Annotated in this window: 12 protein-coding genes; 8 read left to right on the top strand and 4 right to left on the bottom strand. The window is 45.2% G+C overall.

Annotation, left to right across the window (positions count from 1 at the left end; all coding sequences use genetic code 11):
• Window positions 1-110: 110 nt before the first annotated feature.
• Together MN199_RS09410 and MN199_RS09405 are read left to right on the top strand one after the other, a co-directional pair.
• A complete protein-coding gene (locus MN199_RS09410) occupies window positions 111-977 on the top strand; it encodes a D-amino acid aminotransferase (RefSeq protein WP_335739235.1) in 867 nt (288 codons plus the stop codon).
• 99 nt (window positions 978-1,076) lie between these two features.
• Window positions 1,077-2,174 carry a transporter substrate-binding domain-containing protein gene (locus MN199_RS09405; protein WP_335739234.1) on the top strand — a complete coding sequence of 366 codons (1,098 nt, stop codon included), beginning with the start codon at window positions 1,077-1,079 and terminating at the stop codon, window positions 2,172-2,174.
• A gap of 29 nt (window positions 2,175-2,203) precedes the next feature.
• Here MN199_RS09405 and MN199_RS09400 read toward each other — a convergent pair whose 3' ends face one another.
• Together MN199_RS09400 and MN199_RS09395 are read right to left on the bottom strand one after the other, a co-directional pair.
• Window positions 2,204-3,397, bottom strand: coding sequence for an acyltransferase family protein (locus MN199_RS09400; RefSeq protein ID WP_335739233.1), 1,194 nt, complete (start codon window positions 3,395-3,397; stop codon window positions 2,204-2,206).
• Window positions 3,397-5,277, bottom strand: a complete 1,881-nt coding sequence (locus MN199_RS09395; protein WP_335739232.1) for a glycoside hydrolase family 3 protein — start codon at window positions 5,275-5,277, stop codon at window positions 3,397-3,399. The genes MN199_RS09400 and MN199_RS09395 overlap by 1 nt, the downstream gene beginning before the upstream one ends.
• A gap of 171 nt (window positions 5,278-5,448) precedes the next feature.
• Between MN199_RS09395 and MN199_RS09390 the strand changes: the two genes are divergently transcribed.
• From MN199_RS09390 to MN199_RS09375, 4 genes are read left to right on the top strand one after another with little or no spacing between them, the layout of a single operon-like run.
• On the top strand, window positions 5,449-7,008 hold the full coding sequence (locus MN199_RS09390) for a sodium:solute symporter (protein WP_132585758.1): 1,560 nt from the start codon (window positions 5,449-5,451) through the stop codon (window positions 7,006-7,008).
• A 7-nt stretch (window positions 7,009-7,015) separates the two neighbouring features.
• A complete protein-coding gene (locus MN199_RS09385) occupies window positions 7,016-7,909 on the top strand; it encodes a glucosamine kinase nucleotide-binding domain-containing protein (RefSeq protein WP_132585761.1) in 894 nt (297 codons plus the stop codon).
• Window positions 7,899-8,831, top strand: coding sequence for an N-acetylmuramic acid 6-phosphate etherase (gene murQ, locus MN199_RS09380; protein ID WP_132585764.1), 933 nt, complete (start codon window positions 7,899-7,901; stop codon window positions 8,829-8,831). Before MN199_RS09385 ends, murQ begins: the two co-directional genes overlap by 11 nt.
• Entirely contained in the window at window positions 8,831-10,000 is a 1,170-nt protein-coding gene (locus tag MN199_RS09375; RefSeq protein WP_335739231.1) for an exo-beta-N-acetylmuramidase NamZ family protein, read from the top strand. Before murQ ends, MN199_RS09375 begins: the two co-directional genes overlap by 1 nt.
• On the opposite strand, the gene MN199_RS09370 is transcribed toward MN199_RS09375, so the two are convergent.
• Complete coding sequence (locus MN199_RS09370; protein ID WP_335739230.1) at window positions 9,997-10,797, bottom strand: substrate-binding periplasmic protein; 801 nt, start codon at window positions 10,795-10,797, stop codon at window positions 9,997-9,999. The genes MN199_RS09375 and MN199_RS09370 overlap by 4 nt on opposite strands.
• 85 nt (window positions 10,798-10,882) lie before the next feature.
• Window positions 10,883-12,244, bottom strand: a complete 1,362-nt coding sequence (locus tag MN199_RS09365; protein WP_335739229.1) for a M14 family zinc carboxypeptidase — start codon at window positions 12,242-12,244, stop codon at window positions 10,883-10,885.
• 277 nt (window positions 12,245-12,521) lie between these two features.
• Here MN199_RS09365 and MN199_RS09360 point away from each other — a divergent pair, with 277 nt between their 5' ends.
• Together MN199_RS09360 and MN199_RS09355 are read left to right on the top strand one after the other, a co-directional pair.
• The gene (locus MN199_RS09360) at window positions 12,522-13,913 is read left to right on the top strand and encodes a Na+/H+ antiporter NhaC family protein (RefSeq protein WP_132585773.1); all 1,392 of its coding nucleotides are present in this window, start codon (window positions 12,522-12,524) and stop codon (window positions 13,911-13,913) included.
• On the top strand, window positions 13,910-14,590 hold the full coding sequence (locus tag MN199_RS09355; RefSeq protein WP_132585776.1) for a M15 family metallopeptidase: 681 nt from the start codon (window positions 13,910-13,912) through the stop codon (window positions 14,588-14,590). Before MN199_RS09360 ends, MN199_RS09355 begins: the two co-directional genes overlap by 4 nt.
• Window positions 14,591-14,642: the final 52 nt, after the last annotated feature.

Here is a 14,642-nt window from a genome sequence, read left to right as displayed (position 1 = left end):
CTGGACGGGCGGAAACGAGCCTACATGGACGTATTTACGGCGTGTTGGCGTGGGCAAATCAGTTCGACGAACATAAACAGCAACTAAACGGCTTTAATACGAGAACAGCTATGACAACAGTGTATTTAAATGGTGATTTTCTACCAGCCGAACAGGCAAAAATATCGCCTATGGACCGTGGTTTTTTATTCGGTGACGGCATTTATGAAGTGATCCCAAGCTACGGCGGCCGTTTTGTTGGTTTTACCCCACATATTGATCGCATGCACAGCGGCCTTGCCCAGTTATCTATAGATATAAAACTTAACCATGACGCTTGGCAGCAAATTGCCAATAAACTTATTGCCGATAACAGCGCCGAGCTAGGTAGTAACCTAGGTGTGTATTTTCAGGTAAGCCGTGGCACCGACACCAAACGTGGTCATGCTTTTCCAACAAATGTTGCCCCTACCGTATTTGGTTTTGCCTTTGCTATTCCGCCTGAACCTATTGCTGATAAAGCTAAAGCCACCACCTACACCGTGGTAACTGGGCAAGACCTACGTTGGCAGCGTTGTAATATTAAATCAACTTCATTATTAGGTAACGTGCTGCATTATCAGCAAAGCCAAACTCAGGGCGCACAAGAAATATTATTGTTTGATAAAGATGGTAATTTAACCGAAGGCGCCGCCGTTAACGTATTTGTAGTGAAAAACGGCATTATTGCTACCCCGCCGTTAAGTAGCAGGTTATTACCCGGCATTACCCGGCAAGTGCTACTGGCAATACTCGAACAACACAGCAAGCTTAAAGTAGAACAGCGTGATATTAGCGAAGCTGAAGTATTAGCCGCCGATGAAATATGGCTAACCAGTTCTAGCAAAGAAATTGCCCCAGTATTACGGGTTAACGACCAACCGGTTGGTAATGGCCAAGTTGGCGATATTTGGCTTCAGGCACAACAGCTATTTAGCGCATACAAGTTCGATTATTAACCCCCCACCCCACCAGATGTTTTCGCCAAGTTGGTGCGTAGCTTGGCGAAATATTGTATTCTTTTGTCAATTCTCGCTCTAAATCTACTAAGGACATTCATGTCATCTAAGCTATTTCCGCTGTTTTTTTTCTTCATATTGATACTTTTCACTACCAGTGCGCCGAGCTATAGCCAAGATAAAACTAGCGCTACTGAGAACAAAGTATTACGCATTGGCGTTAAAGAAGCACCACCCTTTGTAATGTACGATGGCGAAACCTATAGCGGCTTATCTATAGATTTATGGCAAGAAATTGCTGATGAACATGGTTGGCAGTTTAAATACCAACCCCACGGTTTAACTGATTTATTAAACGCCGCTACTAACGGCACTATTGATGTTGGTTTAGGTGCCATTACCGCCACAGCAGAACGCGCAGCGAAGATGGATTTTACGCATACCGTTAGCAGCTCTGGCTTATCAGTAGCTGTACGTAGCGAATGGTCATCAGGCTGGATGGCAGTTTTATCTGCATTAGCCTCAGAGGCATTTTTAAAAATTATCACGTTATTAATCATCGTATTATTAATCGTCGGCTTTATTGTTTGGCTGTTAGAGCACAAACGCAACCAAGAGCAGTTTGGCGGCAGTACCGCGCAAGGCCTATTTTCTGGCTTTTGGTGGGCCATGGTTACTATGACTACCGTTGGTTATGGCGATATTGCACCTAAAACCGTAGGTGGCCGCTTGCTAGGGCTAGTCTGGATGCTAACCGCGTTAATTATTGTGTCATTTTTTACCGCATCAATCACCAGTGCGTTAACGGTAGGCCAGTTAAGCAACCGACTAAGCCATGCTGATGGGTTAAAAGGTATGCATATTGCCAGCCTTAGCGGCAGCACCAGCTCGCTATGGTTAGATAGCCGTAAACTAAGTTACAACAAAGCGACTGATTTAACTCAAGCATTAGAGCAGTTAAAAGACGGTAAGGTAGATGCGGTTATTTATGATGAGCCACTATTACGTTGGACGATTAATCAGCAGTTTTCTGGCAAGCTGCAAGTACTGCCATTAACCTTAGCCCGACAAGATTATGTGTTTGTGTTACCTAACAACAGCCCGTTACGAGAAAAAATTAACGCCAGCTTATTAAATAGGATTAATGCACCCAACTGGCCGCAGCGCGTAGCCAGTTATTTTGATGGCGAGCAATAAATAAACCTAAGTTGTGGCTATATTTTAACTTACACCTTAAAAATATAGCCGCGCTTATAGCAGCCATACATTACTAGATAAGATAAGGCTAAAAAGCTCAGTGCAAAGCCAAGTGAACCATTAAAATCGCCCAGCATTGGTTGGTAAATAGTATTAAATAGCCAGCTTTGTAGTGAAACTGACCCTACCGAAATCATACCCAGTAACCTAGCAACAATACCGGAAAACATATAAAACAAAATGGCATTCGCGCCAAATACAATAAAGGGCGCGGCCCATAGCCGATACTTTTTTACGTCACATAAATATAAACAGGCCGCTAATGCGATCGCGCAATAGCCGCTACTCAGCAATACAAAGCTGGGCGTCCATAAAGCTTTGTTAATGGGTAAGGTAAAATGCCACAACTCAGCCAGCCATACAGCAATAATACCAAACAGCAACAGACCTCGTAGTTTTTGCACTACCGAGCGATCTGCTTGTAACCACTGGGCAATCAGCAAACCGCTGATACAGCTAGCGATAGCAGGCAAGGTTGACCATAAACCTTCTGGATCAAACGCAAAGGGTGTGGCTTTAGCATAATAAACGTGGTTAGCACCTAATACGGCATTATCTAGCCAGGCAGCAAAGCTATTACCAAATTCGAATAAGCCAACAAACTGCTGCCCTTGTGCATCCTGATATGGCAACCAATACATAGCACCAAGATAGACTGCACATAAACCAAAAATAGCGGCGATACGCCCACGAGTGGCGCAATATAAAGCAATAAGCACGGTGCAAAAGTAAACCAGCGCAATACGTTGCAATACGCCAAGCGCCCTAACCACCGTCAGCTTTTGCTCAATGTAGCTGTAATTAACATCGCGAAAATTATAATAAAACAGCACTAAAAATAACCCCAACAAATACAATTTTGCCGAGCGCAGTAGCGCCTGCTTTATCGCGGCTGCCTTGCCAACCAGCTGCTGGCGCTGCAAGCTAAGCTGCAACGAAATACCAACAATAACAATAAAAAACGGAAAGATAAGGTCGGTCAGCGTCCAGCCATGCCACTCTGCGTGGCGCAATGGGCCATATACATAACTCCAGCTTCCGGGGTTATTAACCAAAATCATGGCGGTAATAGTTAGGCCGCGCAACACATCTAACGCCAATAAGCGGTTAGTTGGCGTCTGTGACAAAATTGCCTGACAGTGTCGCTTAATTGCAGCAAACATTAGTTTGTACTCGCTGCTACGGTTACCGGCAAGGTGCCGGTTAACTTATATTGGCCTAACAGTGCTTGAGCCAGCGCCTCATAGGTGGCATTACCCGCCCCCATCGCTGTAACATCTTCAGCGGTATTATAGGCATAAGTTGCCAAGACAATATCAGCGTATTGCCCATAACGAGTTATGTCATAAGGTGCACGTAAGCTTAAAAAAACATGCGGTTTGTGCTGTGTTTTAATTTGCGGTAATAGATGCTCATATTGCAAGGTCTGCCGCTGATAGGCCGCAGCAATATTGGCTATACCGGTTAAATCGTCCATGCCACCAATATCGGCCAAGCTTTGCATTGGCGAGATAAAACCACTTATAACCACATCAGCTGTGGCAATTTTTTTAGCCGCTAGGCTTAAATCGGTTTGCTGTAAACTTATAATATCAACAATAAAGCGTTGCTTACTATAATGTTGTAATGCCGCAGCTAATGCTTGCCCTTTTTGCGTATCCGGCATAATCAACAACAGTTTTTTCATTGTCTTCAGTGTAAAAGGCAACGTGCTCGAACTCGGCTTTACCTGGGTTAATGCAGCTTTTGCCAAAGCTAATTCAGCTTGACGATGCTCAGCACTTCCCAATAACTGCTGCGCATATTGTACTTGCTTATCAGCCGAGGCGATTGCCGGTAACAGCGGGTATTGTTGTTTTAATGCCACAATGCGCTGATAAGATGCTGCCAGCTCTTGTTTAGCAATAACGCCGTCATTTACCGCAGCTTGCAAGGCATCAAGTAAGCTTGATAGCGCCGTTAGCTCAGCTGGATGCTGTAATTTAACTGGCATTAACGCAATATCAGCACCGGCAGCAAAGGTTTGCACTACCGCTTCAGTGTGGCTAAAAAATTTGCTAATACCGGCCATATCTAGCGCGTCGGTTACTATTACGCCGTTATAGCCTAGTTCGTCGCGTAATACGCCCTGTAAAATTTTATGCGATAACGTCGCCGGCTTTAGCATGGTTTCGCCATCTTTTGACACAAAGGTGGTGTTATCTAATGCCGGATATTGAATATGCGCGGTCATAATCATTCCTGGATTATGCTGCTTAATAATTTGTGCAAACGGCAGTAAATCTACGTTGCGAATTTGCTCACTACTGTGCTCAACTCGCGGCAAACCTAAGTGACTATCTACCTCGGTATCACCATGGCCAGGGAAGTGTTTTAGTGCTGCGATCATACCTTGCTGTTGCATCGCAGCTGTCATAGCACCACCAAGCTCGGCCACCATAGTTGCATCTTCACCAAAGGCGCGCACATTAATGACTGGGTTATCTGGGTTAACGTTTACATCTATAGTCGGCGCAAAATTAAGGTTAATCCCCAGAGCCAGCAATTCATCGGCCAATACTTGCCCTACTTGGCTGGAAAAAGCGGTGCCATGCTCAGCGTAGGTTGCGCCTATTGCCATATTGCCGGCAAACGAGGTAGCCAACATGCGCGGTAAACGTGCAACCCGGCCGCCCTCTTGATCAATACTAATAAACAGCGGTAACTTAAGCGTAGATTTAGCCGCAGCTTGCTGTAAGTCGCGGTTAAGCTGCACAATTTGCTTAATATCAACTAAGTTTTCAGCAAATAAAATAACGCCGCCAATATCGTAATCGCGTATTAACGCAAATAGTTCTGGCGGAAGCTGGGTCATGGGTGTGCGACACTGGCCATTAACCGGAATTTGCGCACAGTAATATCGCAAATCTAACATCAGTTTTTGGCCTAGCATTTGTTTTATATTGGCGGCTGGCATGGCAGTTTCAACAGGCATAGCAAACACCGGTAAACTTAACGTGCCGGTACTGAGCAAAAATAGAGAAATACGGCTGAAGCATGACATAGCATTCCTAAAAAAGTGAACGTTCACGACGGTATCCTGTTATTGTGGCGAAAGCTGCTCGCAGTACAACAAAAATAAATTATTCACACAAGCTAAATTTAAATGAATACTTTACTCGTCAACTATACATTATGCTATGGTTAAGTACTTTCTTCTTTTGATGAGCTATACATGCAACTGACACTATTAGACTGGGCAGTATTTTTTGCTTACTTCACTTTATTAGTATTAGTCGGCTGGTTAGTAAACCGGAAAAAAGCGGGTAATAGTAACGATTATTTTCTTGCAGCTAATAGCATGCCAGTATGGGTCGTTGCCGTATCTGTGCTTGCCACTTCACAATCTGCCGCTACCTTTCTTGGCGGGCCCGACATGGGCTTTCGCGGCAACCTTAGTTATATCGCCACCAATATTGGCGCACTCATTGCGACCTTTATTGTGATCCGCTATTTGTTGCCACGCTATTACCAACTTAAAGTTACTACCGTGTACGAGTTACTAGAGCAGCGCTTTGGTGCCAGCGCCAAAGAACACGCGGGGCAAATGTATTTGTTTGGCCGTGTTTTTGCCAGCGGCGCGCGGTTATATATGGCAGCAATTGCCGTAGCTATGCTGTTATTTAACAATATAGACGCAAGTAGCGTGCTAGCAGCCGTGGTATTACTGGCCTTTATTGGCCTAGCTTGCACGGTAGTAGGCGGTATACGCTCAGTTATTTATACCGATGCGCTGCAATGCGCGGTATATATTTTAGCGGCATTATTAGTGTTAGGGTATTTGTATCACAGTATTGGCTTAGACATTGGCACACTGACTCACGCACTACAACACCCGATTGAAGGCGGACCATCTAAACTACTGTTATTTGATTGGCAGTTTGATTTTAGCTCTGCCGGCGTATTTAATATGTGGTCGGCACTAACGGGCTTTATTCTGCTAAATATTGCTGCGTTTGGTTTAGATCAAGATATGACGCAACGGGTGCTAACCTGTAAAGACAGCAAAGCTGGCGCGCGCGCATTACTAAGCTCTGCGTTAATGGTGATCCCCACCATGTTGGTGTTTATTCTAATTGGGTTTTTATTGTATATTTTTTACCAACGGCCCGACTTATATCTCCCGACACAAAACTTTGCCGACAATTTTGCCGGCGAAAAAGTAACGGTATTTATGTACTATGTATTAAATGAAATGCCGTCAGGGTTACGTGGTTTAGTGGTTGTGGGCGTCATTGCCGCCGCACTTTCTACCATAACATCAGGGTTAAACTCTATGTCATCCGTATTAGTGGCTGATATGTATAAACCGTGGAAACTGAAACGACAACCCGCTGCAACTGAGCAACATTTTGTTCGTGCGGGGCAATTTGGTATGTTAATTACGGCTATAACCTTGGCTGCAATGGCCATACTGTGCTTTTACTGGCAGCAATACTCTGACATGCCGTTATTAGCCTTTGCCCTTAGCGTAATGGTGTTTTCATACAGTGGATTACTGGGCGTATTTTTTACTGCCTTATTTAGTCGTCGCGGTAACCGCTATTCGGTAACTGCCGCGCTACTAAGCGGCTTTGTCGTCACACTATTACTGCAGCCCTATGTTTTACAATACCTTAGCCCTTCCTTGGCAGCGTTAGATTTAGGCTTTACCTGGCAACTCTGTATTGGCACTTTTATAGCAACTTTAGTCTGCTTAAGTGGCTCTGCTAGTACGAAGCAACTGGTAGTATAGGAATAATATGATGTGGACCATCGCGATTGATGGCGGCGGCAGTAAAACACTGGCACGCCTAACGAACAACATCACGGGTGAACGCTGGCAACAACAAGCCGGACCGGCGTCGTTGACCAACGATTTTGCCTTGGCAATAACCAATATTAACCAGCTGACCAGAGGTGTATGCCAACAAGCCGGTATCAGCAGCCAACAAGCCTTTGCCGTTATGGGCTTAGCTGGTGCAGGTAATCCGCAGCAACAACAACTAGCCAGCGAGCAACTCAGTGGGCATTATGCAAACTTTTTACTCACCACTGATGCTAAAACGTCTTTATATGGTGCCAATTTAGGCCAGCCGGTATTAGTAGTGGCCTTAGGCACTGGCTCGGTTGCTATGCGTTTATTAGCTGATGGCTCTGAACATCAAGTAGGTGGCTGGGGCTTTAATATTGGCGACGAAGGCGGTGGCGCTTGGTTAGGCAAACAAGCGGTACGCGAGTTGCTGTGGCAAATAGATAGCCTAGCAGGTATAAGCAGCCCGTTATTACAGCAAATAGCCGTGCAAATTGGCAACAATGCCGCCAGCTTACTGCCTTGGTTAAAAACCGCTAGCCCTGCTGAATTCGCAGCGTTAACACCGTTAATATTTAACCATGCTTGGCAATGTCCACTCGCTGCTAACCTGCTGCAACGCCATGTTGATGCGGTACAGCAGTTGGTGTTTAGCGCACGTGAACAATTTGACTTACCGGTAGTGCTACTTGGTGGTTTGGCCGAAGTAACCAAGCCGTTATTAACTGAGCATTGTCGAACTTTACTGCAGCCTGCATTAGGCACGGCTTTAGATGGCGCCTATATTCTTGCATCTCAATTAAGCAGCTCTTCACCCTTTTCTGGACACACTCATGACGAATAATACTCAGGACGTTTTACTGGAACAACTCAATAGCATGAGCTCAGAAGCACGCAACCCCAACAGTTGGGATATTGACTTGCTATCTAGCCTTGAGATAGTGCAGCGTATTAATGCTGAAGATCAAACTGTTGCGAAAAGCCTACAGCAATGTTTACCCAGCGTAGCTGCCGTAGTCGATCGCATTGTCGATGCATTTGCCGCTGGCGGCAGATTAGTTTATTTAGGCGCAGGCACCAGTGGCCGCTTGGGTATACTTGATGCGGTAGAATGCCCGCCCACTTTTAGCGTGCCCGCCGCTCAGGTAGTAGCGCTAATAGCTGGTGGCGAGAGTGCAATCTATAAAGCGGTTGAAGGTGCTGAAGACAACCCACAGTTGGCAGAAACTGATTTAAAGCGCATAAACCTAAGTGCAAATGATATCTTAGTTGGCATAGCCGCCAGCGGCCGCACGCCTTATGTGCTAGGTGGCTTAGCTTATGCACGCAGTATGGGTTGTTTCACGGCAGCCATTAGCTGCAATGCCAATGCACCGGTGCTCAGTGCCGCTGATATTGGCATTAGTGCCGTTGTCGGCCCAGAAGTGGTTACCGGTTCTACCCGAATGAAAGCCGGCACAGCGCAAAAATTAATTTTAAATATGCTTAGTACTAGCGCGATGATCCGCAGTGGCAAAGTGTATCAAAACCTAATGGTCGATTTACACGCCAGCAACGAAAAGCTGGTAGCACGGGCAATTCGTATTGTAGTGCAAGCGACTGAATGCGACCTTGCTACTGCGCGCGAAGCGTTAAAAGCCGCCGAAATGAACGCTAAACTGGCTATTTTGCATATTCTTAGCGGCCAGAGTGTTGCACACTGTAAAATTCAGCTACAGCAACAACAGGGCTTTATTCGTAAAGTATTACAGCAGGACAACAGCTAATGAAAACCTTAGTCTGGTTGCTGCTTAGTGGTTTATTACTCATCAACGCCGCTAACGCCAACAACCTAGGGGCTACGCCAATACAAACTGGCGCAGAGCAGTTAGAACGTTATTTACCGCTGTTACAGGGTAAACGGGTGGCCGTGTTGGTTAACCAAACCTCGCAGGTAGGTGAACAACATTTAGTCGATGTACTGCTAGCCAACAACGTTAATATTGTCAGTATTTTTGCCCCTGAGCATGGTTTTCGTGGCGATTATGACGCCGGTGCCAAGGTTAATAACAGCACCGATAGCAAAACTGGCTTACCACTATTATCTTTATACGGCGCAAATAAAAAACCTAGTGCTGCGCAAATGCAGCAAGTTGATATTGTGGTATTTGATATTCAAGACGTTGGGGTGCGCTATTACACCTATATCAGTTCAATGCATTACTTAATGGAAGCGGCGGCGCAAAATAACGTGGCTATGTTAGTGTTAGACCGGCCAAACCCTAACGGCGCCTATGTTGACGGCCCTGTGTTAGATGTTAAATTTCAATCTTTCGTAGGCATGCACCCCATTCCACTATTGCACGGCATGACAGTGGGCGAACTTGCACAAATGATAAAAGGCGAAGGTTGGATAGCTAATGCCGATAAGCTAACCCTTAACGTAATTCCAGTGGCCGGTTATCAGCGCGATATGCCGTATGCGCTGCCAGTTAGGCCAAGCCCAAATTTGCCCAATGAGCAGTCAATTGCTCTTTACCCGTCACTCGGCTTTTTTGAGGCCACACCACTAAGCATTGGCCGCGGTACTGCATTTGCATTTCAAGTTATTGGCTATGACAAGTTTGCACTAGGCGATTTTGCGTTTACACCAGTATCAACACCCGGTGCAGCATTAACGCCGCCATTAATGAATAAAGCTCTGCACGGTGAAGATTTACGCCATGTTAGCGCTTCAGGCTTAAACCTAAGCTATTTACTGCGTTGGCAGCAGTTGTTTGCCAAGCATAACGACGTATTTTTTACGGCACCGGCCTTTATGGATAAGCTTGCCGGTACCGATCAGCTGCGTTTACAAATTACTCAGGGTATGTCAGAGCATGATATCCGTGCCAGTTGGCAAGCAGGGTTAGCGCAATTTAAGCAACAACGACAACCTTATTTATTGTACCGCTAGTCATAATGAACATAACGATTAATAATCCGTTTTATTTCGCCACTTTGCTGTTGCTGCTGTATATAGGCGTTTAATTCTGGTAGTAGTTTCTCCAATTTCGGGCTAACCCCTAACGTGAGCATTGACTCGCCTTGGTATACTGCAGAGCGATATATTTGCTGGTTCTGAAACTGATTTTGTAATTCCCACTTCGCCACGATCTCATTGATGTAGGCATAATCACAGCGCTGACTAAATAACATACGTAACTGTGCTGCCTGGCTCGAAGAATCAACACGCAGCGATAACTCACCGGTAAACAACGCCGACAATTTAGGATAAACATAATATTGGCGTGTGCATATCGCTTTATTATCTAACTGTTGCGGTTCGGTAATTTCTTGTTCTGGCAGGCGTGAATATAAGTAATCGTTGTACGGCACTACCCCTGCAGAAAACAACACCTGTTCAGGATTAATCGCCCAGGACGCATTTAAAATCATCATATCAATGTCGCTATTATTTAACCGCCGCTTTAACGCTGATACCTTATCAAACACATATTCAATAGTAATATTATGTTGCTTAAAAAACGGTGCCAGCACCTCAGGCACTATGCCTATAACCTGATTATTGATTGGCGCGGTATAAATGTATGGCGATAAATGCGGGTAATACAAACCAAACCGAAGTACTTGTGAACCAGCATCCTGCTTAAGTGCAGCCGACTTTAGCCTACTATTAGTTGCCAACGCATCCACGGCATTGGCACTACAGCACAGCAAGCTTAGTAATAATAGCGACCTAAAAAAGTACACCACACATCCCCAAAATAGTGATTTTGATTAGAAGTGTGGCATATCACCGCTAAAGCGCTAGTTTCATTTGCTCTTTTTTGCGCCGCTAGCGGCCATTTGCGTATAGCAGCCTAGCCTGAGTTAATGCTAATAATTGGCCATTAAGTAGCGCAAATTCAACACCTTCGGCGGTAGCGAGTAAAAACGTAGCCTGTTGATAACGCATTGGATAAGCTGAATTAAGACCTTTATTGCTAAACACGACAGGCCAATCTGTTTGGTTTTCAATAAGCTTAGTGTCGCCACTAAAATGGCTGTAACCATCACGTAATAGCTGAAGATAGGTGGTTTTATCAAGCTTAAGTTTTTTCGTTAACGCATACGTTTTTCCGGCTTGATAAACCAACTGGCTCGCATCAAATTGATGGTAACTAGAATAAATAGAGAGATCGCCAATATCTTGAATACGCGCCGGCTTACTGTTGTTTATGCCAAGCTCTAATGCAAGGTCTACCCTTGCACTGTGTCCGTTAACACTAATGCCTAAGTTTTTAATCAATACGTCTTTAATGGCATCACTGCGATTAAAAGGTATGCCTTGGTACGCCGTAAGCGGCTGACGTTGATATGCCTTACTGCCGATACTTTCTATACTCATTACCAGCAGCTGGGTATTTAAACGCCGCGCTACCTGCCGGTTATCATCAGCTGGGTGACCGCCAGATTCGATAAGTATGGTGCTAATGCCCATGCCTGAAAACGTGTCACCAAACGAACGCCAAGAAAACGTATCGTCATATTTGCCTAAATATCCCGGTAACTGCTGTGCCATTAAATCAGCCATATCACCAATCAGTTGCATGGCCTTTTTTCGCGGTGCATCAATATCTTTGGCATCGTTAAATGCTGGTGCTAAAACAGAAATAGTTGTTTGCTTGTTGCTATCACCCACTGCATAGAAACGATTTTGATCATGCAAATTTAGACCAAAATCGGGTTTGAAGTCTTTTGCTACCTGCATCAGCAGCTGCCCTTCGGGCGTTTGTAACGCTTTGGCATCGCGGTTAATATCTATGCCCATACTGTTAAAGCGCGTATGCGCTGCAGCGCCATCTGGGTTTACCATTGGTACTAAGCGCAAACTGACTTCATTTAACCAAGTATCGCGCCATTTTTTCTGCTCAGCAGCACTAATAAAGTTGAGTAAGTCCATCAAGGCGGCAGTGGCGGTAGATTCGTCACCGTGCATTTGCGACCACGCTAAAAGCTTGATAGGGCCAGTACCAATATCAATTTGCCAAATGGGTGTACCCAGTGCTGACTGCCCCAATTGCGTAAATTTAAATAACGGGTTTTGCTGGTGTTGTTTTAATACAGGCGCAATATCATTATACGTAAGTTGCGGTTTATCTAGCCCGCTTTGTTTAATTTGCTGATATTGTTCTACCGACAAAGTATTTACTGTCATTGCCTGCACCGCCATCGTTAAACTGAAAACACCGACCAGAAGCCCTCTTAATGCACACCGCATAAAGTACCCTTACTGAATTACTCTAACCTGTTAGCATCGGTACTTATGCTAGAAATAGCAAGACACGTTGATACCAGCAATCGGCTGCATAGCGCTGTCCATCGCAAGACCCTCTTTATCGCAAAATTAGGCGCAGTGCTTGCGACACGCCGGCACAAACTGTATAAATTATTCTGCGCTTTGAAAAATAGAATAATAATACCAGGAGTCTATTTTGTCTGATTGGTTCACCTTAGTCCCGGCGTTGGTCGCCATTATCGTCGTATTGTGGCGTAAAGAAGTTATTCTAGCCTTACTGCTGTCATTATTTAGTGCCGAGTTACTGATTTTTATCCAGGCTGCACAAGGTCTTGGTGGTGGCTTACTCATCGACGGTAGCATTCAAACCATAGAGCGCATCGTGGCCGTAACCCGAGATGGTGATAACGCGCGCATTCTTATGTTCTCGTTACTGGTTGGCGGCTTACTAGCGTATATGCGGGATTCGGGCGGCGTGTCGGCAACGGTAAAATTATTAGTAGAAAAAGGCATCGCTAAAACGCCGCGCCAAGCTGGCTTGCTCACTTTTTTTATTAGCTCAGTTACCTTTATCGAGTCTAACCTTAGCTCGTTAACTGCAGGTATTAGCTCACGCGGTTTATTTGATAAATTTAAAATGAGCCGCGCTCGGCTGGCCTATATTATAGACAGCACCAGTGCGCCTATTTGTATCATTATTTTACTTAATGGCTGGGGCGCTTATATTTTAAGTTTATTAAGTAATTATTCGCTGGGCGACAACGCTGTTTCCGTGCTTATTGGCACTATACCGCTAAATTTCTATGCCTTATTTACCTTAGCTTTAGTGCTATACACCATCATTACCGGCAAGGTATATGGCCCAATGCGTCGCTCAGAAAAAGAACTGCATACCTTAGCGGCACATACTGAAATTGATGTTAAACCTACGCAATCTCGCTATATGCTGGTGCCTTTAATTACCTTAGTCGCGTCAATGATCGGTTTTATGTTAATGACAGGCAATGGGCGCTTAGTAGAGGGTTCGGGGTCGCAGTCGGTATTATATGCCACTACCTTAGCCTGTTTAGTTGCGTATAGCATGATGCTACTAAGTAAGCGTTTTAAGCATCAGCAGTTGGTAGATATTGGCTTTAAAGGCATGAGCGAATTATTACCACTGGTTACTATAGTGCTGCTCTCGCTGGCGTTAGGCAGTAGTTTAAAAGTACTGGGCACCGGCACCTTTATTGCTTCTATTGTTAGCGATAGCCTACCCTTGGTACTTATTCCGGCGCTGTTGTTTTTAGCCGGTGCACTTATATCTTTCACCACAGGTACCAGTTGGGGCACCTTTGCTATTTTGATCCCGATAGGTATGCCAATGGTTGAATTACTAAGCTTACCACCGTCGTTGGTGTTGGCCGCCATTTTAAGCGGCGGCGTATTTGGTGATCACTGCTCGCCCATATCTGACAGTACCGCCGTGAGCTCGGTCGCCTCCGGTTGCGATTTATTAGAGCACGTTAAAACTCAGTTACCTTATGCGCTATTTTGTGGGGTCTTAGCATTGCTGGCATTTTTAGCCGCAGGAGTATTGATGATATGAAGCTAGCCACCTTAGCCACATTATTACTGGCAACGAGTTCGACAGCCGCATTAGCGTCAGACGTACCAGCTGATTTTAACGATGTTAGCCAGCTTAGTGCTGATATCCAGGTGCATATGGCCTATTTGGGTGGCAATAACTTTGTTGGTGCCCCGGTCGACGGCTATAAAGCCAATAAATGCTACCTACAACAAAATGCCGCCAAAGCATTAGTTAAAGTGCAACAAGCCGCCATGGCCAACGGCTACAGCCTATGGATTTGGGACTGCTATCGGCCACAACGCGCGGTTGATCATTTTATGCGTTGGGCTGCCGATTTAGCAGATACCAGCACCAAAGCCGAGTTTTACCCCAATTTAGCTAAAGATACCTTGGTCGGCGGCTACATAGCAGAAAAATCTGGCCATAGCCGTGGCAGCACCGTTGACCTAACCTTAGCGCGGCAAAATGCGAGTGGCCAATGGCAACCTATTGATATGGGTTCACCATTTGATCTGTTCGACCCCATATCCAACGTTGGTGCTGCTAGTATTACAAAGCGGCAGCAAGAACATCGGCAGTTACTCGAAAGCCTAATGCTTAGCGCCGGTTTTAAAGTCTATAACATGGAGTGGTGGCATTTTACCCACCAACCGCCGGTGTATACCGAGCAATACTTTGATTTTGTCATACAATAACGCCATTACTATGATCTGTGTTAAGCCTTGCTTAACTTAATAGCTAAGGTTC

Source organism: Rheinheimera metallidurans, assembly GCF_036983985.1.
Classification (GTDB): domain Bacteria; phylum Pseudomonadota; class Gammaproteobacteria; order Enterobacterales; family Alteromonadaceae; genus Alishewanella; species Alishewanella metallidurans.
The sequence above is the reverse complement of the archived record's forward strand: the minus strand, read 5'-3'. Positions and strand labels throughout refer to the sequence as shown.